Genomic DNA, 25,909 nt, shown 5'->3' with positions numbered 1-25,909 from the left:
GAAAGCGAACAAAACCGTTGCGTAGATTTTGGTCACATCGCACCTTGATACTCATGTGTTTACCCGCGATCCTTTTTTTCTTAGTCATGTCCTATCTGCCAATGCCTGGGCTCTATCTTGCCTTTATCAACTATAACTACTCGGCTGGAATCTTCGGCAGTCAGTTCGTTGGGTTCGACAATTTCAAATTTCTAGTGACTTCAGGCGCGTTGTGGAAGTTAACGACCAATACCATCCTCTATAATCTGGCTTTTATCTTATTCGGAAATATCCTTCAGATCGGGATCGCCATTCTTCTCAATGAGCTTCGAAAAAGGTGGTTTAAAAAAGTCACGCAATCACTCATGTTTCTGCCCTTTTTTATTTCATTCGTGCTTGTTGGTCTCATTGCTTATAACATTCTCAGCTATGATTTCGGTTTGCTGAATGGCATTCTGAAATCGATCGGATGGGATCCTGTCAAAACCTACTCGAACCCAAGTATTTGGCCTTTTATCATTGTTATCACCTATTTGTGGCAGTCCACGGGATATGGCTCCATCGTATATTTCGCCGCCATTATGGGATTAGACTCTGAGATTGTAGAGGCTGCAGAAATTGATGGTGCCAACGCCTTGCAGCGTATTCGCTTTATTGTTCTGCCTTGGCTAAAGCCGACTTTCATTATTTTACTGCTGTTCTCATTGGGGGGAATCCTCAGAGGCAATTTCGGCTTATTCTACAACTTAGTCGGTGCCAATAATACAGCATTGTTTGATTCCACAGATATTATAGAGACATTCGTGTTCCGCTCCTTAATGAACAATTTTAACTTTTCTTTAGGAAGTGCTGTCAGCTTGTATCAGTCTGTTTTTGGATTCTTCATCGTGATTACAGCAAACTGGCTTGTGAAAAAAGCTTCGCCTGATAACACACTATTTTAGGGCTGAGGAGGGGCATCCCGTGGAGCAAGTCATCGCTCGCCAGAGAGGGACGGATTTTTCGTCCGTGGCCATAAGATTATTCGGCTACTGCTTTATCGGTTTTTTCGCACTATGCTGTCTAATCCCATTTCTTCTCGTCCTAGGCACTTCGTTCACCTCAGAGAAGTCCATTACGCTGCATGGCTATAATTTGTGGCCGAGAGAATTCAGTGCATTTGCTTATAAAATCGTGTTTGAAAACCCAGGCGTTATTGTTGGCTCTTATGGTGTGACGCTGGGGATTACAATTGCGGGAACAATCCTGGGATTGTTCATCGTCGCGATGACAGGATATTCCTTGCAACGTCCAGACTTTCCGTATCGGAACCGGATCTCCTTTTTCATCTACTTCACAACATTGTTTCAAGGTGGGGTCGTTCCTTTTTACTTAATCATGACACAATGGCTGCATCTCAAGGATAATTATTTGGCCGTTCTGCTGCCAGGACTCATGAGCCCCTTTCTCATTATTATGATGAAAAGCTTCGTCACCTCGATTCCACATGCGATTACGGAGTCAGCCAAAATGGATGGAGCAGGCGATTTTAGAATTTTTACTAGGCTAATCCTGCCGATGACGACACCAGCGTTGGCTACGATCGGATTGTTTATAGCGCTGGGCTATTGGAATGAATGGTACAATGCCATGCTCTTCCTTTCGCCGGATTTGAAATATAGACCGCTTCAACTGTTTCTCTATAACGTTGTCACCAGCGCGGACTTCATCAAGAATTCATCGGTCGCCTCCAACGTACAGCCTAGGGATATGCCGCTTGAATCGATGAAAATGGCCACGGCGGTCGTTGCAACTGGACCCGTCATCCTGTTTTACCCGATGGTACAGAAATATTTCATCAAAGGTATCACCGTTGGTGCTGTTAAAGGCTAACGTTATGCATAGATCAAAAATAATATTGGGGAGGCAATTCCATGTTCAAGAAAAAGAAAGCGCTTAGTATTGCACTCGCTGCGACGCTTGCAGTAAGCTTGACGGCTTGTACCTCATCGAACAGCACTTCTTCAGATTCGACATCGGCTGCAACAGCAGGAGGCAAAATCGATACATCTGAGTTTCAAACGATTTCTTATGTCATGTTAGGCGACAAGCCGAAGAATGGTCAGTTCGAGAAAGTCATGGAAAAGCTCAATGCCCTGTTGAAACAAAAGGCCAATGCAAAACTGGAAATTAAATGGGTGGAATGGGCAGATTGGCAAACGAAATATAATTTATTACTCGCGTCTGGGGAGCCAGTTGATCTAATTACCGTTGCAACTGACTGGTTGGATACGTGGCAAAATGCGCAAAAAGGCGCCTTCATGCCATTAGATAAGCTGCTGCCAACCTATGCGCCGATCACGTGGAAGGAAGTACCGCCAGAGAACTGGGCAGAGACGAAATACAAGAATCAGATCATGCTAATCCCGGAAGATCATTATACGCAATGGGTGAATCACGGCTTCCAGTATCGTGGCGATTGGGCCAAGGAATTCGGCATCACGGCGCCTATCACGGATTGGAAGATGATGGAGAAATATTTACAAGGTGTCAAAGATAAGAAGCCAGGTGTTGTTCCTTGGGATACGAATGGTACGTCATCCGACCATGTGGGAGGATATATCAATTCCTACACGGACGCGATTGAGCTCCCCATCAATACAGGTATGTTCGCATTAATCTACGGCAAATCTTATGCAGATAAGTATAAAGCCTATAGCCCTTTCCTCGATGATACGTTCGTGAACTTTGCCAAAATGATGAAAGACTGGGGTGACAAGGGCTTCTGGCGCGAGGATGTCATGAACTACAAAGGCGACAACCGTGCGGAGCTCGAAGCGGGGAAAACATCTGTGGATCAGCATCATACGCAAACCTTCCTCGGTGAGCGCATCAAAATGGATAAACTGCAGCCAGGCTCAGATCTGCAATTCTTCCCATTCTCGGCGACTAAAAATAATCTCGTTTCGATGTCGATCACACATGGCGGTACGTCCGTTGGTGCAAAAAGTAAGCATCCGGAGCGTGCGTTAATGGTCTATGATCTTATTCGCCAAGACCCTGAAATTTATCATCTGATGAATTATGGTATTGAAGGCGTGCAGTATGTTGTGAAAGATGGCAAACGCTTCCGTCCTGACGGGTATGATGTTCAAAGGGATGACTTCTATTCCGACTTCTGGGGTGGTCGCATCGATAAGAACGAAATCCCTAATGGCGAAGATTGGGCTGGAAAAGGCGCTTTGTTCGCTTCTTATGATAAGATCAAGAAGGCGTATCCTTACGGCCGTTTTGTTTTCGACAAATCCAACGTCACGAATGAGTTAACGGCAATTACACAAGTAGTCGGACAAAAGGGACCTGCAATCGTTCACGGAAAAGCGGGTGATCCTGTGAAAGCAGTAGAAGATTTCAGAGCGAGTTTGAAAGCTGCCGGCTTTGACAAAGTAATGGCGGAAGTACAAAAGCAACTGGATGAATTCAAAAAAATGGTAGAAAGCACGAAATAAGAGGTTTCAGATATCGAAGGTCTGTTGTAGAACAGGCCTTCGATCTTTCGCTTTTCATTTTGGTGTAACGGAGAGTGAGCTCCTGGAAACCATTACAGTCTACGATATTGCTAGGGAAGCGAACGTTTCCGTCGCGACGGTTTCCCGAGTGCTCAATGATACAGCACCAGTTCGAGAATCGACTAGACAGAAGATTATGGCCATTATTGAAAAGCATAAGTTTCAGCCCAATGCTCTCGCACGCAGTCTGGTCAATAAGAAAACCGGCATGATTGGCGTATTGTTTCCGGATAGCAGCAATATGTTTTTCCCCGAGGTGTTCGGAGGGGCGGAGCTTGCAGCGCAAAAGTTAGGGTATACCCTATTTCTGTGCAATACCTTTAGCGATTACAGCAGGGAATCGGAGTATTTAAATTTGCTATGTGAAAGACAAGTGGATGGACTTATTCTCATGGGAGGCCGAATTAATGCACGGCATTGTCCCGCTTCACTCGTGCAGGAAGTGGTGGATATTCAGAGGAAAATCCCTATTGTTATGATCAATGGGACACTGCCAGGATATTCTTTTCACCGCGTGAAAACAGACGAATACCTAGGTACCAAGCTGATCGTTCAGCACTTGATTGATCGGGGCCATCGTCACATCGGTTTCTTAGGCGGGAGCGCAGCAACAACTACGACGGTGGAGAAACTGCAAGCATACCAGCGTACACTTGAGGCGAATCATCTTACTTATCGCAAAGAATGGGTGCATTTCGGGAGTTTCTCTAAGTCCTGCGGTCAACAATTGATGGAAACATTTCTAGCCATGTCCAATCGACCTACCGCTATCTTATGTATTAATGATTATGTTGCCATAGGTGCAATGAAAACAGCACTATCACGCGGGATACGGATTCCAGAGGATATCGCGATTGCTGGGTTTGATGATACGCAATTGGCTTCAGCGATGAATCCAGAACTAACGACGGTATCGCAGCAAAGCGAACAGCTGGGCAGGCAGGCGATGTTGAATTTATCCAAATTAATTCAGAAAGAAAAGGTGAAGAAAGTTACGGTCTTAGCGCCAAATCTCATGATTAGACAGAGTACATAATGGGAGAAAGCCGTGTTCATATGGATCGCGACTTTCTTCGTTACTACTCATCTAATGAGAAGAGGGTAGCCACCCGATAATTTGCAATACCGTTAATACCACCTCGATGACGATAAGAATGACGACAATCCATTCAACGAAAAGTCCTCGGATCGAATGACTAATTGTCGAGAATCCTTCTAAGATATGATAGAGAATATCTGTTTTACTTTTCAATATGGTATAGCGATCGTTTAACTCAAAAAAGCCGATCATTTCATCGTAAAATTGACTTGCTGAGCTATGTGTCCACGTCAACTCAGGCTTATCCAGTATCATGATATAAGCTAATGTGTTATACTCGTGGCGAACAATTTTGGCGGTCGTTCTAGCCAATTCTTTGTTACCAACGCGAAGCTTTCCTTTTTCCAGCCTGTCTATGATGACTTCCAGGTTATCTTGGATCTTCCCGAGCTGCTCCTCACTTCGTTCGAGTGCCACGGACTTGGCGAGTACGGTTGCAATCATTTCAGGTAAAAAGAACTCATACTCCGACACCACCACATATTCATCTGTCAAGGTCATATGCTCGATTTCTTCAATGTGGAGACTATAATCATCCGTGAATTTATCGGCTCTTTCGAGTGCGATATCGGGCTCGAACGATTGAATAAACTTCAATAAAGCTGTGATTTCATCCTGATGTGTCAGATTCACGAAGACAACACTGCCAAAGGAGAAGACCAGTACTTGCTGTAAGTCGTCTAATTCCTTTTGATAAATTTTTTGTAGAACTTTATGCCTGAGGATTAGAGGTTGTTCCCATGTGTATTTTTTCGGAATCCCACAGTGAATCGCAATTTTGTTTAGATCAATTTCATTGGTAATTGCCAACGCCTTAAACGAAATAATTTTCATAATTCACCACTCAACGATATAATATGTATACTCGCTAGTATTAGCAGTAAATGGAAGAAATAATCTCATTTCCTTGGGGGCAGTTCAGCATGGAATTAGAGCAACAAAGAGCGAAGGCGTTATTTACCCAATTTCGAGGCAGCACGATTCTAATGCATCGAGAAGGCGTTTACAACGAATATAAGTCCTATTTGGCTTCGAAGGAAATGGAGCTGCAATGGGTGCAAGAAATGATAGATCGCTTCACGCGTGAACTTTCCATTCGAGATTGGGAAGTACTTAGCAGTTTGGCATCGATCGCCAGGGATTTTAAAGATGTTCGTGTGTTAACGAATGTCGTCAGTTTCGCTTCCAAGCATATTAAAAGCGCGGATAGTCTAGTCAAACTTAAGTATGCCGAGTCGATTGTCGATATGCTTACTTCTGTAAAAGCTGTCATTTCACAAGAAACATTGTTTGAGTCCTTGAAAACGACCAAAATAATTCTTGATGATATCATGTTGAATCCATTAATTTTAGATCCAGGACATGAACTGAAGCAATTCAATTTGAAGGACAAAAAGTCACTCAATCTGAGAGCCAACAATAGTATCGAGCAATTAAAAAGCTTTATGTCCTAGTTCCATTCTTGTATGTCATGAAAAAAAGCTTAGTCTTTGTGCCAACGGCAAATCAGACTAAGCTTTATTCATTATACTGCCGTATCTTCTGCAGCTGTATCGATCTGCGATACGGGTTTGATCTTACTTTTATATGCGCCAAGCATCATCCCCGTACCTAATGCGGTACATTCAAGCGGTTGATCCGCGATATGAACGGCAACACCTGTTTCAGCTCGGATTCGATCAGCGATACCTTCCAGTAACGCGCCTCCACCACATAATAGGATGCCTTGTTCCATGACATCGCCTGCAAGCTCAGGAGGACAAAGCTCTAAGGTTGCTCGAATCGCATCGATCAAAGTCACTAAGAAATCGTTGATCACCATGTAAATTTCACTAGAGACTAACCGAATGGATCGTGGCAATCCATTAACTAAATCGCGTCCTCGTATGTCCAGTGTTCGTTCGTCTGTTGTGGTGCTGGCCGTGCCAATTTGTGTCTTGATGAACTCGGCTGTTCGTTCCCCGATTTCCATATTATATTGCCGTTTCACGTAATCCATAATGTCACGATCAATCGACAAGCCTGCACGGTTTATCGTGTGGCTGGCAACGATTCCTCCAAGCGAGAGGACGGCTACTTGGCATGTCCCACCCCCGATATCCAGTACTAAGTGACCGATGGGTTCGTCGAGCCTAAGTCCTGCACCAAGGGCTGCCGCAAGTGGTTCCTCGACGACGATCGCCTTTTTGCCCCCTTTGTGAATGATAGTTTCCTCAATCGCCCGTTTCTGTACATTCGTAATGCCGCATGGCACCGAGATGTAAATCTGAGAACCGCGAAAAAAAGAGGGTCTGCCTTGGATCTTTTTAATAAAATATTTCAACATAATGCTTGTCTTGTCAAAATTAGCGATGACACCATTTTTCAACGGATACGTAATCTCTACATGGGCAGGGGAGCGGCCAATCATTGACTGTGCTTCAGAACCTGCGGCAAGCAATTCACCCGTATCGTGATGAAAGGCAACAACGGATGGTTCGTTAAGCACGATTCCTTTACCCTTTTCGAAAATAACGGTGTTCGAAGTACCTAGGTCAATTCCATAACATTTATCAAACTGTTTGAACATCAATCATGTCCTCCTTAGTAGTAGGTTGAATGGCTTGGGAGGGGGAGTCGCGTCCTGTATAGTATTCTTGGTTGGATGTGGATTTAAGGGGGCAGGGAGAACAAGGAACAATTCCATTTTAATATCCATGAAAGGTCTCGAATATTTACTATCAAAAAATAGAATACAAGAACACATGCTTAAAACGTATTTAATGGATTGGGATACGAACAAGATTAATCTAGTGAATTCATTAGCCGCTCATATAAAAATGAATGAATTGAATCGACGCTTTGAATCATTTAGATAAATGTGTCTTAGAGCTTAGTGGTAGAATGGTGGAGGAAATTAGTGTAGGATATTACTAATGACACCACCATTTACCAACGGAGTGCTATATGAATAAATGGATAACGATTACTGGCCTTTCTGCGCTGCTGCTTAGTTCCTGCTCCGCCGCGGATTCGGTTTCGAGCACGAAGTCCCACAAACAACAATTGATTCATGCGGAAGGAACCAATGTGATGGAAAGGATAGCTGTTCCTAACGGTTATGAAAGGGTTCCTGTTGAGCATGGGTCCTATGGCGATTATTTTCGGAATCTGCCTCTGAAGCCGCATGGCTCCAAGGTGCATTTGTATAATGGGGAGCTTAAGTCCAAAGAGGTTTACGAAGCTGTGCTCGATGTGGATGTAGGGGAGCGGGACCTGCAGCAGTGCGCTGATGCGGTTATGAGGCTGAGGGCCGAATACCTGTACGGCAGTGGCAAGCAAGATCAGATTCATTTCAACTTTACTAATGGCTTTAAAGCTGACTATGCAACATGGAGGAAAGGAAATCGGATTGAAGTTTCCGGCAACAAAGTTTCATGGGCAAAACGGGGAGCGGCTTCTGACAGCTACGAGGTGTTTCGAAGCTATTTGAACATGGTATTTGCGTACGCGGGAACATTGTCCTTGTCGAAGGAAATGAAGCAGGTTCCGCTGTCAGAAATGCAGGCTGGCGATGTGTTTCTGGAAGGGGGCAGCCCAGGTCATGCCATCGTTGTTTTGGATATGGCTAAGAACCCTGAGACCGGTGAAAAGCTCTTTATGTTAGCTCAGGGCTACACGCCTGCGCAAGAAATCCACATTCTAGAGAATATGGCTAACGGGAAGGGGAATCCTTGGTATTCCACTTCATTTGAGGGGAAGTTGAATTCCCCCGAATGGACATTTACGAAGGAACAACTGTATAGGTTCACAGAATAGGGAGAAGGTCCAATTGGATCTTCTCTTTTTTTTGTCATCTCGAACGGTCCAGTCATATGCTTTAGAAGGACGAAAAAGGGCACACTTCAATCATTTTAACAGGTTAAAGCGGATGTGCGTCGATACGTGTCTACATTATCGTATGTTTTTGCACGATTTTTGGAAGCTCACTATACTCAAATTAAAGGCAAAAGGATATTTTTCCCAAGGAGGCTGTAATACATTATGAAAAAGGAAGCTTTGAGCAAAAACAAAAAGCAGCAGGATTTCTTCCCGATTCATGACTTTGATTATGTCGAAATGTATGTTGGGAATGCCAAGCAAACAAGTTACTTTTTGAGCAGAGCTTTTGGTTTCAAAATTATTGCTTATGCAGGGTTGGAAACTGGTCAACGGGATAAAGTGTCTTATGTGCTCGAACAGAAGAAGACTCGGTTTGTCGTAACTGGTTCGCTCCAAGATGATCATCCGGTCAGCGATTTTGTGAAAAAGCATGGCGAAGGCGTAAAAGACATTGCACTCCGTGTAGTAGATGTTGAAAAGGCTTACATGGAGGCTGTCTCTAGAGGGGCTATCCCGATTCATAAGCCGCAAGTTTTAACGGATGAAAACGGGATAGTGATAAAAGCAATGATAGGAACTTACGGCGATACGGTGCATTCGCTTGTGGAAAGAAAGAATTACAAGGGGATTTTCATGCCTGGTTATCAGCCCATTGACCATGTGATTCCTTATGAAGAAACAGGCCTGATTGGCGTCGATCACGTTGTTGGAAATGTGGAACAAATGGAAGCGTGGGTTTCCTATTACGAGAACGTCATGGGTTTTACGCAAATGATCCACTTTGATGATAAGGATATCAGTACAGAGTACTCAGCGCTCATGTCGAAAGTCATGCATAATGGGGGACGAATTAAATTCCCTCTGAACGAACCGGCAACCGGAAAGCGTAAATCGCAGATTGAAGAGTACCTTGAATTTAATAATGGCGCAGGTGTTCAGCATGTCGCGATATTGACCAACGATATTCTGGATACCGTGCAAAAGCTTCGCATTAACGGCGTCGAATTCCTTGACACTCCGGATGCCTACTATGAGATGCTTTCCGAACGCGTAGGTACGATCGATGAAGACCTTCAAAAGCTTCAAGAAAATAAGATTCTGGTTGATCGTGACGATGAAGGTTATTTATTGCAAATTTTCACAAAGCCTATCGTAGACCGTCCAACTTTATTTTTCGAAATCATTCAGCGCAAAGGATCGAGAGGCTTCGGCGAAGGCAATTTTAAAGCATTGTTTGAATCGATTGAAAGAGAACAGGCGCGACGAGGAAATCTGTAAAAGGGAGGTGCAGAGATGTACCCGAGCGTTCGGCATTTCATGGAGAAGCTAATTGATTATGCAGGACTTTTTCCTCCGGCGGGGCTGCCGATTGAAGCTGCAATCCAAAATTACCATGGTTACCGTCTCGATCAAGATAGCTGGATGTTAGGTAAATTTATTATCCCAGTCACGCGGTTGCATGAGTTAGACCCTTATATACCTATGTTTTCAAAAGATAATCCACTTCTGCTTTCCGTCATTGGGAATCGAAGTCGAGAAACTGATGAATGTATGGAGCTGTTGAGGGGAAGTTTCGAGAAAATTCAAACGTTTAGGAATCACGCTAGAGCAGCAGCCCGGATTAATGTACTTGATGTGCCGTTACCTCCGATTGCCTTACAAGATCATCTTCTTGAGGAAATAGGAAGAGGGGCATCCAAGCTAGGTTTGCAGATATTCTGCGAATTGACAGATGAATTAAATGATGATTGGAAAACAAGAATGATTGCTGGATTGAATGCAATTGCTGCATATAATGTAACAAGCGGATCTAGGCTTGGTATAAAACTTAGAACCGGAGGCGTTACAGCAGAAGCATTTCCTACAGCTAATCAGGTTGCCCTTGTTCTGGCGGCGTGCAGAGACAGAAATCTTCCACTTAAATTTACCGCAGGGCTGCATCATCCTGTTCGCATATACCGCGGTGAGGTCAATACGAAGATGCATGGATTTCTTAATGTGTTTTTTGCGGGATTACTGGCCAACTCGCACAAGTTGGACATTCAGACAATCGCGGAAATCCTTGAAGACGAGAATCCGGAAAGTTTCCAATTCTCAAGTGACGGCTTGCATTGGAGGCATCTCTCCATGACTTCTTGTGAAATCCAGGCCTATCGCAATAAAGGATTGTGCTCTTATGGGAGCTGCAGCTTCGACGAACCGCGTGACGAGATGCGAGCATTTCAAATCCTTACGCAGAGGAGATAATCGCATGGTCCGTTCTTTTATTGACGTGGAGCCAGATTCGCATTTTCCTATACAAAACCTGCCATATGGTGTATTTCGTCCCCTTAAAGGCGGACAGCCGCGAATCGGCGTAGCGATCGGGAACTATGTGCTGGATCTGGCCCAGTTAGACAGTGCTGGATATTTTGACCAAACGGCAGTGTCCGGCAAAAACATATTCAGTCAGCCATCGTTGAATGCGTTAATGTCCTATAGCCGTCCAGTTTGGAAGGAACTTCGGTTGACGATTAGGCGTCTGCTGGATGTGGAAGAACCCGCATTACGTGATAACAAAGGACTACGAGCCACAGCCCTGTATCTTCAAAACGACGTTGAGTTGCTGCTGCCTGTAGAGATTGGCGATTATACAGACTTCTATGCTTCCAAAGATCATGCAACGAATGTTGGCACCATGTTCCGTGGCAAGGAGAATGCGCTTATGCCGAACTGGCTGCATCTGCCCGTCGGTTATCACGGGAGAGCCAGCTCCATCGTGATCAGCGGCACGGATGTCCGTCGCCCGCAAGGACAGATGAAGCCGCTGGACTCGGCTCCGCCTATTTTCGGATTGAGCCGTCAGCTAGACTTCGAATTGGAAGTGGGCTGTCTGATTGGAACAGGAAATGAACAAGGTTTGCCGGTCTCAATTGAAAAAGCAGAAGATTATATATTTGGGCTTGTACTCGTCAATGATTGGAGCGCGCGGGATATCCAATCGTGGGAATACCAGCCGCTAGGCCCTTTCCTAGCCAAAAACTTTGCTACCTCGATATCGCCATGGGTCGTGCCTTTTGAAGCCTTAGAACCATTTCGTGTTCCTGCTCCGAAGCAGGATCCTGAGCCGCTTCCCTATTTGCGGCAGAACTCTCCAGGCTCTTTCAATATCCAGTTGGAGGTTTATTTGCAGAGCGATGCCATGAAGCGACGGAACCGTATCTCAGCCAGCAACTTCAGCTATTTGTATTGGACGATGGCACAGCAGATTGCTCATCATACGATAGGCGGCTGCAATTTACGGCCCGGGGATTTGTTGGCTTCCGGAACGATTAGCGGTCCTGCGAAGGACTCACGAGGCTGCATGTTGGAATTAACATGGCGTGGCAGCGAGCCGCTGCAATTGGAGAATGGCGATGAACGTACTTGGCTGGAGGATGGCGACACAATAACGATGACTGGCTGGTGTCAGGGAGACGGATATAGAGTCGGCTTCGGCGAGGTGACTGGCCGAGTGCTGCCAGCCGCTCTAAGCTAATGCTTACGAAGTAAGTTTTCTCACGAAAACTTTTAGCTGATGCTTACGAAGCAAGTTTTCCACGATAATTAAATATTTCGGGGTCCCCGCAAAGTAATCGGACTATACTTCGAAGTAACACGTCACTTTGTGGGGTAATTTTAGGAGGAAGGTCATATGCCTTTTTATCACCGCATGGGTGAAATTCCCAAGAAAAGACATACGCAGTTCAAGAAACAGGATGGCTCTTTGTACCGGGAACAAGTGATGGGTACGAAGGGCTTTTCGGGCATACAGTCTATTCTTTATCATCATTCCGCTCCGACGGACATCGTGAAGTCCAATATCTACGCTCCCTTCAAGCTAGAGTACGAAGAACAAGGCGCGTTGACATGCAGGCACTTCTTGGCGGGACAGTACTTAGATACAGGGGATGCGATAAATGGCAGGTACTATCTGCTTGGAAATGAAGATATTTTAATATCCGTTTCTAACCCGACGCAAACCATGGATTATTATTATCGTAACGCTGACGGGGATGAATTGTTATTTGCTCATCGCGGGTCGGGAAAAGTTGAGTCTATGTTTGGTAACCTCAGCTACCGTCCAGGGGACTATATCGTGATTCCAGTGGGTACGATTTATCGAATCGTTTCCGGAGCCAGGCGAATCCAAATTTTTAAACATAGAAACGAATAGCTGGGTAAGCACACCGAAGCGCTACCGGAACGAGCATGGACAGCTCCTAGAGCATAGCCCTTTCTGTGAGAGAGATATTCGACTTCCTGAAACTCTGGAAACCCACACAGATGTTGGCGAATTTGAGGTTAGAACCAAAAGCAGAGGGTATTTACACACCCATATCTACAACCATCATCCATGTAACGTCGTGGGTTGGGATGGCTATTTGTATCCTTATATTTTCAACATCGGAGATTTTGAACCGATTACAGGTCGAATTCACATGCCGCCACCCACACACCAAACGTTTGAGGGGAATAACTTTGTTGTCTGCTCGTTCGTTCCGAGATTATTTGATTACCATCCGGAATCCATTCCAGCTCCGTATTTTCATAGCAATGTGGATAGTGATGAGGTGCTCTACTATGTCCAAGGCAATTTTATGAGCCGCAAAGGCGTGAAGGAAGGCTCGATTACCCTGCATCCGTCTGGAATACCGCATGGACCGCATCCTGGAAAAATTGAAGCCAGCATTGGTAAAAAAGAGACGTTAGAGCTAGCGGTTATGATTGATACCTTCCGTCCACTACGGGTGGTGAAAGGAGCTTTACAATTAGAGGACCACAAATATCCGTACAGTTGGGTTCAAAAATAGAGGGAGTTGTTGATATGAAAATGATTCCAACTCATTTAAAACCATTTGTAACAGAGCAACATTATGATAGGTATACCCCCATTGATCATGCCGTATGGCGATATGTCATGCGTCAGAATCATCATGCTTTACTTCATACAGCTCACTCTGCATTTGTAGACGGACTCCTACAGTCAGGTATTCAAACAGAGAAAATACCTCGCGTTTCAGAGATGAATACGTGTCTTTCGAAAATTGGATGGGGCGCGGCGATTGTAAATGGATTGATCCCAGGCTCTGTCTTTTATGAACTGCTGGCGAACAGAATCTTACCTATCGCAACAGAAATCAGAAAATTAACGAACATTGAATACACGCCTGCCCCAGACATTATTCATGAAGCGGCAGGGCATGCGCCCATCTTGTTTGATCGGGAATATAGGGCGTATGTGCAAACCATCGGCTCGATCGGCGCAAAGGCTTTTTCCATGAAGGAAAATCGGGAAGTATTCGAGGCGCTTCGGCAATTAACGATCATCAAGGAGGATCCAAAATCAACGGTTGAAGAAATAGCGGCCGCCCAAAAATTCGTTGAGGAAAAACAAAATGCGATCATCGATCTGTCGGAAGCAGAGAAAGTATCCCGTTTATTCTGGGCTACGGTTGAATATGGACTGATGGGGGACATGGATAATCCGAAAATTTACGGCGCCGGTTTATTGTCTTCCGTTGGTGAAAGCAAGCATTGTTTTACAGAAGCAGTAGTGAAATTGCCGTACTCTGTTGAAGCGTGTATAGCGAGCCCAAAAACGGTGACAGAGATGCAAACTAAATTATTTGTTTGTAATAGCTTTGAAGAATTAATGGCTGGCGCCGAATTTCTAGCGAATACGATGGCATTCCGAGTTGGCGGAACGGAAAGTCTAGAGAAAGCACTGCGCTCGAGAAATGTTGCCACCTTCGAATTCAATTCCAGCATCAGCGTAACGGGCATCGTTCATGCACTAGTAAAGGATAAGAACGGTGAAGCGATCTATGTGAACACAACAGGTGAAACCGCGCTTTCAGTTCATAACCAACAATTGAAAGGTCACGGAAAAGACTATCATGCTAAAGGATTTGGTACGCCAATTGGTATGCTGCAAGGAAATATTGCCTTAGAAGCGTGCGATGATCAAGCACTTGTAAATTTGAGTATTGTTGAAGGAAATTTCGTTGATCTCTTGTTTGTAAGCGGTATACGCGTTTCTGGACGCATTAAAAGTATCATCAAAGACAATCAAAAAGTCATTTTAATTTCATTCGAGGATTGTACCGTGACATTGGATGGACATGAGCTATTTAAGAAGGAATGGGGCACTTATGATATGGCCGTTGGCTCGCGAATTGTTTGCGCATATCCGGGTGCTGCTGACCCTGCTTCCTACTTTAGTGAAACCCTTCAGCAAGCTGAAACTATCAAAGAGCCACCTGCTTCTCTCACCGAATTAGAAATGCTCTATCAGCAAGTTGCAACAATAAGAGAGAACAACACTTTCACCAACGAAAGTATTCAAGTACTTAATGACATTAATAATCAACTTCATCTTTCTTATCCGAATGACTGGCTACTACGGCTAGAGTTACTTGAATTAGCGGCGTCTAAACTGTCATTGAAACATTTGGAATTACCAATTAAAGAAGAGTTGAATGAGTTAAGTAAGGTGGCTTCTTTTACTAACCTAATAAACAATGGACTTTCAGTCATTTATGCGCAAACAGGAGAGGACCGCGATGAATAAACTGATTCATTCGGTTGAGGAAGCCATTCAGGATATTCGGGAAGGATCCACGCTGGTTGTTGGGGGATTCGGGTTGTGCGGCATTCCAGAAACGCTTATAGAGGCTTTGAAAATACAAGGGACTAACCAACTAACCGTGGTTAGTAACAACTGCGGCGTGGACGATTGGGGACTTGGCCTGCTGCTAGCCAACAAACAAATTAAGAAAATGGTATCTTCTTATGTCGGTGAAAATAGAACGTTCGAGAAGCAGTTCCTAAGCGGCGAGCTGGAAGTGGAGCTCGTACCGCAGGGGACGCTGGCAGAACGAATCCGAGCTGGCGGTGCAGGTATACCAGGCTTCTATACAGCGACTGGGGTAGGCACTTTAGTCGCGGAAGGCAAGCCGCATGAGACGTTTGACGGACGCACCTACATCTTGGAACGGGGCATCGTTGGCGATTTTGCCTTAGTCAAAGCTTGGAAAGCGGACCCGCTAGGCAACCTCATTTTCAGAAAAACGGCCCGCAATTTTAACCCGATCGCGGCAACGGCTGGCAAAATTACGATTGTAGAAGCGGAAGAAATCGTAGGCGTGGGAGAGCTGGATCCGAATGATATTCATACGCCAGGCATCTACGTACAGCGCGTTGTGAAGTGCGTCAGCAACGTCAAACGGATTGAGCGCCTCAAGGTGCGGAGCGTATAAGTTCTTGTTTGGGGAGGAGGAAACTGCAACATGAGTGATGACCGTATGAAAATCATACTGCGTGCCGTTCAAGAAATCCACGATGGTATGTATGTGAATCTAGGGATCGGTATGCCAACCATGATTGCAAGCTATATACCTGAGGATATCCAAGTGATGCTTCAGTCTGAGAATGGGCTGCTTGGCATCGGTCCTTACCCGGTGCAAGGCGAAGAGGATCCAGATTTGATTAACGCGGGCAAAGAAACGATTACCGCCATGCAAGGGGCAGTATACTTTGACAGTGCAGACTCTTTCGCGATGATTCGCGGCGGCCATGTGGATCTGGCGATTCTTGGCGGTATGGAAGTAGCCGAGAATGGCGACCTTGCCAACTACATGATTCCAGGGAAAATGGTCAAAGGAATGGGCGGAGCGATGGACCTCGTCAGCGGGGCTAAACGTATTGTCGTAATCATGGAGCACGTCAACAAATTCGGTGAATCGAAAGTGAAAAGCGTATGTACACTTCCATTAACAGGAAAAAGGGTTGTGAACCGTCTTATTACGGATTTGGCCGTGTTTGACTTCAATGAGAATGGCATGATTCTGGTAGCGTTACAGCCTGACGCCACTCTGGCAGACGTAGCTGCAAAGACCGAGGCAGCTTACAGCGTGTCTCCTCTCCTTAAGGTGTAACTATGCCTCTCTTTTCCATACCAACAGGTTATGTGTTTCATTCACTCCGAATAACATAGTGGAGAGAAGAGGTGTAGCGATGAGGAAAAAGCCGCTAATCGGAATAACGGGTTATCATGTGCCTGGAGAGGAAGGCGTCGGCGGTACCTTTCGAGGAGTGAAGGGACAAGGCTTCAGCGTCATTGGCCACGATTATATCCAGGCGGTGAAGCAGGTTGGGGCCATACCAATTGGTATCCCAGTTGGGGATCGTTCAACTTGTTCTGAGATTCTGCAGGCAATCGATGGATTGATTTTGGCAGGCGGGGAGGATATTGATCCGCAGCTGTACGGCTCGAGTCCAGATCTTCGCTGTTGGACGATCACCCCGGAGCGGGATTATTTTGAGCTTGCATTGATCGAAGAAGCTCTGCGCCTTCATAAGCCGATACTCGCTATTTGCAGAGGGATGCAGCTTTTGAATGTGTGCTTCGGCGGCACGTTATATGTAGACATATCTGATCATGGTGAACATGTACTGGCTCATCAATTTTCACGTGCGCCTCGGTGGTATTTGGGTCATCGGGTTAAGCTGCTGACACCGTCCCTTAAGAAGCTTTACCAGGCTAATGAAATCCGAACGAACAGCTACCATCATCAAGCAGTCAATCAGCTCGGAGCTGGGCTTGAAGCGGCGGCCGTTGCAGATGATGGGATTATTGAAGCTCTCATTCATCCTAATCATCCGAACTTATTGGCAGTGCAGTGGCATCCGGAGATGATGGCGGTGAAGCATGAGGAAGGACTCATACCTTTCCGATGGCTCATCGATCAAGTGAACGGAGGGGGATCACCGTGACAACTGGGGATCAGAAAAAATGGAACTTTCTATGGATTAACGGGGAGCAAATTGTGCTGCCAGAAAGTATGAGGGTCTACAATCCCGCCACTGGAGAGGTGGTTGGCAAAGTTCCCAAGGGCGGTGGGGAAGCCGCTATGAAAGCGGTCGACGCCGCAGATCAGGCCCTGACCGCATGGAGGCAGCTAACAGCGAAAGAACGTGGCCGCTATCTCTGCGAATGGGCGGACCGAATTTTGCTGCATCGGGATGAGCTGTCCATCTTGATGTCCAAGGAGCAGGGTAAGCCGGTCGAAGAAGCAAAAGGGGAGCTGGAGGGTTCGGCAGAGTTTATTAGGTGGTATGCGGAAGAAGGGAAGCGGATCTACGGAGAAACAATACCGGGCTCCAGCAAAAATCAGCGAATCATGGTCTGGCGTCAGCCCATTGGTATCGTCGGCATGATTACCCCTTGGAATTATCCTGCCGCCATGGTGGTCCGCAAGGTCGCTCCGGCTCTGGCTGCAGGCTGCACGGTTGTTGTCAAGCCGGCTCGTCAAACGCCGTTAATCGCTGTGGCGCTGTTTCAGCTGTTGATCGAGACTGGACTTCCAAATGGTGTGGCTAATCTCGTAACGGGAGATGCAACTGAGATAGGCCAAGTCCTCTTAACCGACTCCCGGGTGCGTAAAATTTCATTCACAGGTTCAACTGAAGTGGGCAAGCACATCATGCAAAGCGCTTCTAAGCAGTTAAAACGGCTTTCCTTAGAGCTTGGAGGGATTGCGCCAGTGCTTGTTTTTCCTGATGCCGATCTGGACCTAGCGGCAGACTGCATTGTCAGCAATAAATTCGAGAACTGCGGCCAAGTCTGTAATGGCATTAATTTAATTTACGCGCATGAAGACATTCGGGCATCTTTGAGTGAGAAAATCGTTTCGAACGTTCGCCAACTTCGAGTGGGGGTTGGAACGGAATTGGGGATGGACGTAGGTCCCTTGATCGATCAGGCAGCCCTTGAAAGAGTAGAACGCCTAGTAAGCGAAGCTGCTGCGAAAGGGGCCAAAATTTTAACAGGCGGGCATCGATTAGAGGAAGGTGACTATGCGAAGGGTTATTTTTACGCCCCAACCGTGTTAGACGATGTTCATGATGAAATGGCACTTACGAAAGAGGAGATTTTCGGCCCTGTCGCGCCTATACTCGCTTTTCAATCCGAAGAAGAAGTGATCGCCCGCTGCAATAATACGCCATATGGATTGGCCGCCTATTTGTTTACGCGTGATGTGAGCCGAGTATACCGTGTGTGTGAAAGGCTGGAATTCGGTATGGTCGCGGTCAACGGAACATCGCTCAGTGTTCCTCAAGCGCCATTTGGCGGAATCAAGGAAAGCGGAATGGGACGCGAAGGCGGACATCATGGCTTGGAGGAATTTTTAGATCTGAAGTATATCCATTTAAAAATAGAGGATTAAATGCTGACGTTTCCGAAGGAGGGGATGTCTATGGATGAGAACCGGCTTTCAGGGCTGATTACTCCAGCGGAGCTGGAACAGGCCATTCAATCAGGGCTTATTGATACGGTGATGATTGCCTTTTGCGATATGCAGGGCCGATTGATGGGCAAACGACTTACTGGCGAATTTTATTTACGCAATGTGCAGTCCAAAGGGACTCACTTCTGTACATATTTACTTGGAACCGACATGGAGATGAACACTCCCAGCGGGTACGAGCAGATGAATTGGGAATCCGGCTACGGAGATTGGTTAGCGAGCCCCGATTGGTCCACTTTGCGCGTCATCCCTTGGCTGGAAAAGACAGCAATGGTCCTCTGCGATGTCGCAGATGAAAAAGCAGGCTCCCCCATCGGTATTGCACCGCGCAATATTCTTAAAAAGCAAATGTTAAGAGCGGAACAAAAGGGATTTCGCTTGATGATGGCGAGCGAGCTTGAATTTTATTTATTCAAAGAATCGTATGAGAACATTCATGATAAAGGTTACCAGCATATGCAGACCTCAGGTCACTATAACGAGGATTATAATTTGCTGCAGGGAACACGCAACGAGCCGCTTTATCGGAAAATCAGAAATCATATGAATGCGGCGGGAATTCCGATTGAATCGACGAAGGGGGAAGCGGCGGTTGGGCAGCATGAGATTAATATGTTGTATGCGGATGCCCTCACTTCTGCCGATCGGCATGTCATGCTAAAGCACGGGGTCAAAGAGATTTGCATGCAGCATGAGCATGCGGTGACCTTCATGGCCAAACCCCATAATGGGTGGACAGGATCGAGCGGTCATATCCACATCAGTTTATGGGACCTACAGGGAGAACAGAATCTATTTTACGACGCTGCTGAGCAGCCGTACGGGATGTCACAGACGATGAAGTATTTTCTAGGCGGTATCTTAGCGTGCACACGCGATTTTTCTCTTTTTTTCGCCCCAAATGTGAATTCATACAAACGTTTTGCCCCTGATAGCTGGGCACCTGTACATATCGTCTGGAGCCATGATAATCGAACCTCCGGCTTGCGAATTGTTGGGGATCAACAAAGCCTGCGAATTGAAAACCGAATTCCCGGCGCAGATATGAACCCTTATCTCGCCTACTCGGCGATGATCGCTGCCGGCTTATATGGCATCGAGAATGGGATCGAGCCTACAGCAGAGTGGAAAGGAAACGCCTACACCATGAAAGGACTTCCCCGTGTTCCGGCGTCGCTGTATGAAGCAATGGAGCTTTGGAAGGAAAGTCCGATTGTGCGCAGCGCACTCGGAGATCAAGTGACAGACCATTACTACAACATGGCTAAAGTGGAGCAGCAGGCTTTGAATACATTTGTCACCGATTGGGAGAGAGCCAGATATTTTGAGCAAATCTGATAAGGGAGGGCCGACGATGGGGCGTTTACAGGATAAAGTATGCATCATTACGGGTGCAGGCAGCGGTATGGGGCAGACGGCGGCTCATTTGTTTGCACGGGAAGGAGCAAAGGTTGCACTCTTTGAGGTAAACGAACAGGCAGGGCTTAAAGCAACTTTGGAGATACAAGAGCATGGAGGAGTCGCGGCTTTCTTTCCTTGCAACGTGGCCAATGAAGAGAGTGTGCAGACAGCAGTGGCTCAGGTCATACAACACTACGGTAAAGTGGATGTTCTCTATAATAATGCAGGCATTATGCCTTCGGAGGACGGCTCTGTCCTTCATACGACCGTCGACGTATGGGATCGGGTCATGGGTGTCAATGTGAAAGGAACTTTTCTTACGTGTAAGCATGTTATCCCGCATATGGTAAAGCAACAGAAGGGATCCATTATCAACATCGCCTCTTTCGTTGCGTTCATGGGATGCAGTGTGCCTCAGGACGCTTATACGGCATCCAAAGGAGCCATCGTTTCCTTAACTCGGTCGCTGGCGATTCAATTTCGACCCCAAGGCATTCGCAGTAATGCGATATGTCCAGGACCGATTGAGACTCCCTTATTAACCGACTGGCTGCTGAAAGATGAGGAAGCGAAGCGGATTCGACTGGGTCGACAGCCAAGCGGGCGTTTTGGAAAACCTGAAGACATTGTGAACAGCGCGATCTATTTAGCATCGGATGAATCGGATTGGACCAACGGTGCGATTCTTAATATCGATGGGGGGATTACTTGCAATTATTTTTGAACAAGATAACCTAATCTTCGCTTCCATACTGAAAAACCGCTCACTGAGCGGTTTTTTGTTACATATATTAACCTTATGAAAGGAGAGGAAGAATTGGAAGGTCATGAGGTAAGGGTTCTTTTGGTGCTTGATGCTTTTGATATTGGCGGAACAGAAACGCATGTTCTATCACTTGCGAAAGAATTAATAAAACAAGGTAGTTCTGTATTTGTAACAGGGGATCCTGGACCGCTCGAAAATCAATTTAAAAAGCTTAGTTGCGAAATTTATATAGATAAAACCAATAAACAGAAACTTGAGAATTGGATTCGAATCAACAAAATTAATGTGATCCACGCTCATTTACAGGATAGTGGCATTGTTGCCGTGCAATTGTCTAAGAAATTAAATATACCATTGATTTACACATTTCATGGGATTTTTTACAACCTGGAAGAAACAAAAGAGTTATTCAAGCAATGCTCAATTAAACCTACACTAATTAGTGTTAGTGAACCCGTTCAGCATCATTTGAAACAGAATGGCATCTTCACCGTATTCATTCCGAATGGGATTGATATGAAATTATTCAGGCGATAAAAGTCGAATCTAAGAAGGACTTTAAACATTCCCGAGAAGTCCAAAGTCATACTGTACGCCAGCAGGTTAGAGGATACCAAGTATAAGATTTGCAATCTGTTGTTAGATGCTAGTGAAGAAAAATTACTAGATGCATTCCCTAATCTATATCTTCTTATCGCTGGCGGCGGTATGAATGCCGAGAAAATTAAGACACGTATTAACTCTAAAATAAATTCAAAGCGAATCCAGTATTTGGGGAACCTAGAGGATATGTCTGAGTTGTACGCAATATGTGACTATGTTGTGGGAACTGGCAGAGTTGCATTAGAAGCCATTTCTTGCGAGTGCCCCGTAATCGCGATTGGTACCGAAGGAACGTTTGGCTTAGTTACACTTGATAATTTCAATAAGGCTTTGAACTATTATTTCTGTGATCATAAATGTTATCTGCCTATGGATAAGAATCATATTACAAAAGCTATCCTGGATGGCATGTGTTATAAAGTACCGCATGCGCATTGGAAAAAAGAGTTGAGGCGAAATTTGAAGAAATCTATGGATATTTCCAAAGTAACAAAGAAAATTTTGAACATATATAGAACAAGGATAATTGAGATGAGAATTAATGAACTATGATAAAATGATGATTGTTGCTCATCCCGATGATGAAATGATATTTGGCGGGGCCCAGCTCATACAAGAAAAGGGATGGCTGGTCATTTGTGTGACAAATGGAAACAACAAGCTCAGACGCAAGGAATTCCAGAAAGTCATGAAGAAGGTTTATACGGAATTTGAAATGTGGGAGTATGAAGATAAATGGGATGGCGATTTTGATCAGCTTCGTTTGAAGTCCGATCTAGCCAAGGTGCTTGCACGGAAACCTGTTTCCAAAGTGGTGACTCATAACTTAAAAGGAGAATACGGACACACACAACATATCGCGCTATCCAAAATTGTTCATGAATTGGTTGATCGAAATCTCTACGTATTCGAAACATCGGAAAAAAAATTAGATAAAAACATATTAGCAAAGAAACAGCTTCTGTTAGCATGCTATAAAAGTCAGGATATTGAATGGTTACAACCATATATTGATTATGAAATCATTAAGCAAGTACGGTAAGCACCTCCGAAAGCGGGGGTGCTTTTCCATGAATACATCCTTTCACATTTACAAATAATGTATCTAGTACTTGAAGGAGGACTGAAAATGAATAAGCTACGCGCCCAAGAGATTGCAGTTTCACCTACCATGGTTGATGTCACTTATAACGGGACACCAATCTATATCCAACATGTCGACGAGAAGAATGACACGGCCAGAATTTATCCTTTGGATCAACCAGAAAACGAGCAAAGCGTCCCTTTAAGCAGTTTAGTCGAGAGTTCTCAATTGTTAGATATGGAAGACGTTAAGATGATATGTCCAATACCTGATTAATCGAAAAGATGTAAGTCAAAAGAAAGAGGATACTTTGTCGTATCCTCTTGTCTTGTGGTATGAGGTTGCTTATTTATGAATCCAAATTAATCCAGCTGAATTATCTTTGGCTTCACCCAAGACTTTAAACTTTAATCCGAAAGTTGGCACGAGTCGGCCAGCATCTGGGATGAGTGAATTCATGTAAACCGTTGCATCTGAGAATTCCGCGACACCCTGCAAGGATGTATAGTTGTATTCGCCTCTAGTAGGGTTATTGATGTACCACGCTGGCGTATTGTCCAAAGAGAAAGCGGCATCAGCAACTTGATAGCGAGTCGTTTGCGCAACGGAATCTTGGCCGTCTTTCTTGAACACCAATGCATCAGAGTGAGAGTCAATTACGCCTAGGAAGCCTTGTCCTGGATGGATGCCAGTCCAGTTGTCTAAATAACTGTCATCCGCATACCATACGAGAAGTCCTGTATTGTATTTTACACCACGGCTAAAGGCAAGGGCTTTATCTGATCCAGCATAATTTCTCCATTCCAGATAATAGTAGTGCTTTTTATATTCAATTCCATTGGAAACCACGAAACCGTCCAAGTTAAAGGAAGGAGTGCTTTCAGCGTCGTCAGAAAGGACGACTTGACCGTTTACTGTTAATTTCGCATTATCCATGGCAAATCCATTTAATGCGAGTCCGCCGTCTGTCACATAATCAAAGTGGAGAGTCACTTTTTTGCCAGCAAATTGGCTTAAATCATAGGACTTGTCTACCCAGGCGCCATTCGTAGATTCTGCACGTGCGTCGCCGTTCGTGTCATCATCACCAATGATATCTAGGGTTACAGTTTCGTTAGAAGTTGTAGCAGTTACCGTTAAGTAATCATATTCAAATTCGATATCATATAGCGTTTTAAAATCAAATGAGGCCGTTTGTGCTTGGGTTAAATCAAACTCTGGCGTGGAGAGGGACGTATGAAGATTATCGCCCTTCGTACTGTAATAATAGTGAGCGCCAAACGCAGGTTGAATGCCAGCAACCGCTTTGTCAGGCAAGTTCACTTTCACGATTCCTGGGTTCTTCGATTTCGTTACACTCTGATCAATTAGGGTAGATGTACCTACATTTGTAATATCCGCAGCGTCAATTTCTGTGATTTTGGCCCAATTGCCGCCCATTGTTTTCTGGAAAAACTCTTTATTCTGAGGTGAAAAAGAGCTAGGCGTCGTACCCGCAATGTTACCATTCCAGCTGCCGCCGCTCATGATGGACCATGACGCAATTGGCTCACCATTTCCACTGTATTGCGTATCATATTCGTCTGGAAGACCTAAGTCATGGCCAAATTCATGGGCAAACACCCCAACTGCGCCATCTTCAGGTTGAATCGTATAATCATAAGCCGCCATGGAGCCGCCCCAATAATCGACCGCAGCTGTGGTGCCAGGAACAGGGTATACACCATTTAGTGTCCAGCGATGCGACCAAATCGCATTATCGCCTAATTGACCGCCACCCGCTTCTTGCCCCGAACCTGCGTGAATAATCATCAGGTGGTCAACCAGACCATCGGGTTCGTTCAAATCGCCATCGCCATCCAGATCATATAAGTCAAACTTGTCATAGTCCGCTAAATTGATGCCATTTGCAGCAGCTGCTTTCAGTGCATCCTTCACAAGATCGCGAGGACCTTTAGGGTTTAGATTATCATGACCGCCAGCTGGATTGTCATCACCATATTGAACGGCTTGTCCAGGCACCGTCAGCCAATCAGACACAAAGCCATCTACCGAATAACTGCCACCCGATTGCTCTTCGTAATATTGTTTGAAGGTTTTAATCTTAGAACCGTCAAATAACGTGAAATCCTTATTGCCAAACATAAGCTTCTGGTAATGTTCACGATCGAAATTATTGGCATACATGAAACCAGGCTCTTGCACCACATTGTTGTGCTTAAAGTCAGCGAATTCTGTCAAAAGCACAAGGACTTTATCTACACGTACAGGTCCGTTGTAGCCATCTTGTTTAGCAGCAGGGATGGGGGCGCCGTTGGGAAAATTATTTTTCGGGTCCAGACGGTCTTTATTCATTTGCGTTAAAAGAGTAGCCTTTTGCTTCGCAATAAATTCTTTCGACTTTCGATCCATCTCTTCGTGTTGATTGATAGTTTTGGAACTAATCATTTTACTATTTTTCGTTGCAACGTACGATTTGACGGCTTTGGCAATTTGTTCAGGAGTAGCATTCTTACTAATAAGGCCCCGATCCATTAATCCTTTTGCCAAACGATCATCGTCAACAATGTTTAAATCTACGGGAGGTGCTTCAATTGCTCCTGCGTAGTTGTCGGATCCTGCTGCCATTGCGGTCGATGTACTGAAAAGTCCTGCGGTCAAACTCGTAACCAATAGCATTCTAGTAATCTTCGAGGTGTTGTTTTTCAATATGAAACCTCCTACAAGTAGAATATGAAACCTACTGATATATTTAACCAGTGGTATATAAATATTAAATAATAGATTCTACAAAACTAGTAAGTGCTTTTAGTCATGTGCACATTGGCCCATATATTTCCTTTTTCGACATTTGCAAGAAAGATGTCTAATCGTGTTACTTGTGCGCTCGGCGGCGGTTGAATTTGTAACAAAGCATAACTGCCGAAAAAGAAAGGATGAAAAAAAGCTCCGCTTAGGCTTATTACCTAAGGCGAAGCTTTTTGAAATTGCATGATGTTGCTGGATTATTTTTTTCGGAAAATTAAATATAGAGGTATCGTTAAGACGACATAGATAAGAATCACAACGAGAAGGGTAATCATTCGCTCTTTTTGGCTGCCGTCCGCAAAGAGAACAGGTCCTAGCCCAAAAAACGTCACCAGTGCATATAGAGTAAACATGACAAATCCTAGAAATCGTTTAATTCTCAACACCTCCTTAAGGCCGTCGGGACTATACATCCTATTATGACCCAAT

At 45.1% G+C, this 25,909-nt stretch carries 22 protein-coding genes and 3 pseudogenes; 21 read left to right on the top strand and 4 right to left on the bottom strand.

The genetic code is table 11. The features are described 5' to 3' along the window. Window positions 1–53: 53 nt before the first annotated feature. From MJB10_RS12915 to MJB10_RS12900, 4 genes are all read left to right on the top strand, one after another. Window positions 54–923 carry an ABC transporter permease gene (locus MJB10_RS12915; protein ID WP_314805615.1) on the top strand — a complete coding sequence of 290 codons (870 nt, stop codon included), beginning with the start codon at window positions 54–56 and terminating at the stop codon, window positions 921–923. 31 nt (window positions 924–954) lie between these two features. Continuing rightward, entirely contained in the window at window positions 955–1,851 is an 897-nt protein-coding gene (locus MJB10_RS12910) for a carbohydrate ABC transporter permease (RefSeq protein ID WP_397386632.1), read from the top strand. 41 nt (window positions 1,852–1,892) lie between these two features. Then, complete coding sequence (locus MJB10_RS12905; RefSeq protein ID WP_314805409.1) at window positions 1,893–3,467, top strand: ABC transporter substrate-binding protein; 1,575 nt, start codon at window positions 1,893–1,895, stop codon at window positions 3,465–3,467. 82 nt (window positions 3,468–3,549) lie between these two features. Beyond that, a complete protein-coding gene (locus MJB10_RS12900; RefSeq protein WP_314805612.1) occupies window positions 3,550–4,563 on the top strand; it encodes a LacI family DNA-binding transcriptional regulator in 1,014 nt (337 codons plus the stop codon). Between the two features lie 51 nt (window positions 4,564–4,614). Here MJB10_RS12900 and MJB10_RS12895 read toward each other — a convergent pair whose 3' ends face one another. Further along, on the bottom strand, window positions 4,615–5,460 hold the full coding sequence (locus MJB10_RS12895) for an RMD1 family protein (protein WP_314805405.1): 846 nt from the start codon (window positions 5,458–5,460) through the stop codon (window positions 4,615–4,617). 89 nt (window positions 5,461–5,549) lie between these two features. On the opposite strand from MJB10_RS12895, the gene MJB10_RS12890 reads away from it, so the two are divergent. Beyond that, window positions 5,550–6,080: a hypothetical protein gene (locus MJB10_RS12890; protein WP_314805404.1), complete on the top strand. Its 531-nt coding sequence runs from the start codon at window positions 5,550–5,552 to the stop codon at window positions 6,078–6,080. Between the two features lie 71 nt (window positions 6,081–6,151). Here MJB10_RS12890 and mreB read toward each other — a convergent pair whose 3' ends face one another. Further along, complete coding sequence (gene mreB, locus MJB10_RS12885) at window positions 6,152–7,195, bottom strand: rod shape-determining protein (RefSeq protein ID WP_314805402.1); 1,044 nt, start codon at window positions 7,193–7,195, stop codon at window positions 6,152–6,154. Window positions 7,196–7,572: 377 nt separating this feature from the next. Between mreB and MJB10_RS12880 the strand changes: the two genes are divergently transcribed. From MJB10_RS12880 to MJB10_RS12805, 16 genes and pseudogenes are all read left to right on the top strand, one after another. Then, window positions 7,573–8,424, top strand: a complete 852-nt coding sequence (locus tag MJB10_RS12880) for a DUF4846 domain-containing protein (protein WP_314805400.1) — start codon at window positions 7,573–7,575, stop codon at window positions 8,422–8,424. Window positions 8,425–8,649: 225 nt separating this feature from the next. After that, the gene (gene hppD / locus MJB10_RS12875) at window positions 8,650–9,765 is read left to right on the top strand and encodes a 4-hydroxyphenylpyruvate dioxygenase (protein ID WP_314805399.1); all 1,116 of its coding nucleotides are present in this window, start codon (window positions 8,650–8,652) and stop codon (window positions 9,763–9,765) included. A gap of 39 nt (window positions 9,766–9,804) precedes the next feature. Then, window positions 9,805–10,734: a hypothetical protein gene (locus tag MJB10_RS12870; protein WP_314805397.1), complete on the top strand. Its 930-nt coding sequence runs from the start codon at window positions 9,805–9,807 to the stop codon at window positions 10,732–10,734. 4 nt (window positions 10,735–10,738) lie between these two features. Then, window positions 10,739–12,004: a fumarylacetoacetase gene (fahA, locus tag MJB10_RS12865; protein WP_314805396.1), complete on the top strand. Its 1,266-nt coding sequence runs from the start codon at window positions 10,739–10,741 to the stop codon at window positions 12,002–12,004. A gap of 156 nt (window positions 12,005–12,160) precedes the next feature. Further along, a pseudogene (locus MJB10_RS12860) lies at window positions 12,161–13,319 on the top strand (homogentisate 1,2-dioxygenase). A gap of 14 nt (window positions 13,320–13,333) precedes the next feature. Continuing rightward, window positions 13,334–15,079: an aromatic amino acid hydroxylase gene (locus MJB10_RS12855; protein WP_314805394.1), complete on the top strand. Its 1,746-nt coding sequence runs from the start codon at window positions 13,334–13,336 to the stop codon at window positions 15,077–15,079. After that, window positions 15,072–15,767, top strand: a complete 696-nt coding sequence (locus MJB10_RS12850) for a CoA transferase subunit A (RefSeq protein ID WP_314805393.1) — start codon at window positions 15,072–15,074, stop codon at window positions 15,765–15,767. The genes MJB10_RS12855 and MJB10_RS12850 overlap by 8 nt, the downstream gene beginning before the upstream one ends. 30 nt (window positions 15,768–15,797) lie before the next feature. After that, window positions 15,798–16,445: a 3-oxoacid CoA-transferase subunit B gene (locus MJB10_RS12845; RefSeq protein ID WP_314805392.1), complete on the top strand. Its 648-nt coding sequence runs from the start codon at window positions 15,798–15,800 to the stop codon at window positions 16,443–16,445. A 79-nt stretch (window positions 16,446–16,524) separates the two neighbouring features. Then, entirely contained in the window at window positions 16,525–17,283 is a 759-nt protein-coding gene (locus tag MJB10_RS12840) for a gamma-glutamyl-gamma-aminobutyrate hydrolase family protein (RefSeq protein WP_314805391.1), read from the top strand. Between the two features lie 68 nt (window positions 17,284–17,351). Beyond that, window positions 17,352–18,737 carry an NAD-dependent succinate-semialdehyde dehydrogenase gene (locus tag MJB10_RS12835; protein ID WP_314805610.1) on the top strand — a complete coding sequence of 462 codons (1,386 nt, stop codon included), beginning with the start codon at window positions 17,352–17,354 and terminating at the stop codon, window positions 18,735–18,737. A 30-nt stretch (window positions 18,738–18,767) separates the two neighbouring features. After that, window positions 18,768–20,156 (top strand): glutamine synthetase family protein, encoded by a 1,389-nt coding sequence (locus MJB10_RS12830; RefSeq protein WP_314805389.1) that lies wholly within the window; start codon window positions 18,768–18,770, stop codon window positions 20,154–20,156. Window positions 20,157–20,172: 16 nt separating this feature from the next. Further along, entirely contained in the window at window positions 20,173–20,943 is a 771-nt protein-coding gene (locus MJB10_RS12825; protein WP_314805387.1) for an SDR family NAD(P)-dependent oxidoreductase, read from the top strand. Window positions 20,944–21,018: 75 nt separating this feature from the next. Next, the gene (locus MJB10_RS12820; RefSeq protein WP_314805385.1) at window positions 21,019–21,522 is read left to right on the top strand and encodes a glycosyltransferase; all 504 of its coding nucleotides are present in this window, start codon (window positions 21,019–21,021) and stop codon (window positions 21,520–21,522) included. 18 nt (window positions 21,523–21,540) lie between these two features. Beyond that, window positions 21,541–22,140, top strand: a pseudogene (locus tag MJB10_RS12815) (glycosyltransferase); the annotation flags it as partial. Further along, complete coding sequence (locus MJB10_RS12810; protein ID WP_314805383.1) at window positions 22,130–22,630, top strand: PIG-L deacetylase family protein; 501 nt, start codon at window positions 22,130–22,132, stop codon at window positions 22,628–22,630. The pseudogene MJB10_RS12815 and the gene MJB10_RS12810, both read left to right, overlap by 11 nt. 87 nt (window positions 22,631–22,717) lie before the next feature. Continuing rightward, window positions 22,718–22,891 (top strand): annotated as a pseudogene (locus MJB10_RS12805) (small acid-soluble spore protein H); the annotation flags it as partial. Between the two features lie 126 nt (window positions 22,892–23,017). On the opposite strand, the gene MJB10_RS12800 reads toward MJB10_RS12805, so the two are convergent. Together MJB10_RS12800 and MJB10_RS26725 are read right to left on the bottom strand one after the other, a co-directional pair. Then, window positions 23,018–25,351 (bottom strand): immune inhibitor A domain-containing protein, encoded by a 2,334-nt coding sequence (locus MJB10_RS12800; RefSeq protein WP_314805608.1) that lies wholly within the window; start codon window positions 25,349–25,351, stop codon window positions 23,018–23,020. A 326-nt stretch (window positions 25,352–25,677) separates the two neighbouring features. After that, complete coding sequence (locus MJB10_RS26725; protein WP_397386602.1) at window positions 25,678–25,893, bottom strand: DUF6954 family protein; 216 nt, start codon at window positions 25,891–25,893, stop codon at window positions 25,678–25,680. Window positions 25,894–25,909 lie beyond the last annotated feature (16 nt).

The sequence above is a fragment of the Paenibacillus sp. MBLB1832 genome, assembly GCF_032271945.1.
GTDB lineage: Bacteria > Bacillota > Bacilli > Paenibacillales > NBRC-103111 > Paenibacillus_E > Paenibacillus_E roseopurpureus.
The sequence above is the reverse complement of the archived record's forward strand: the minus strand, read 5'-3'. Positions and strand labels throughout refer to the sequence as shown.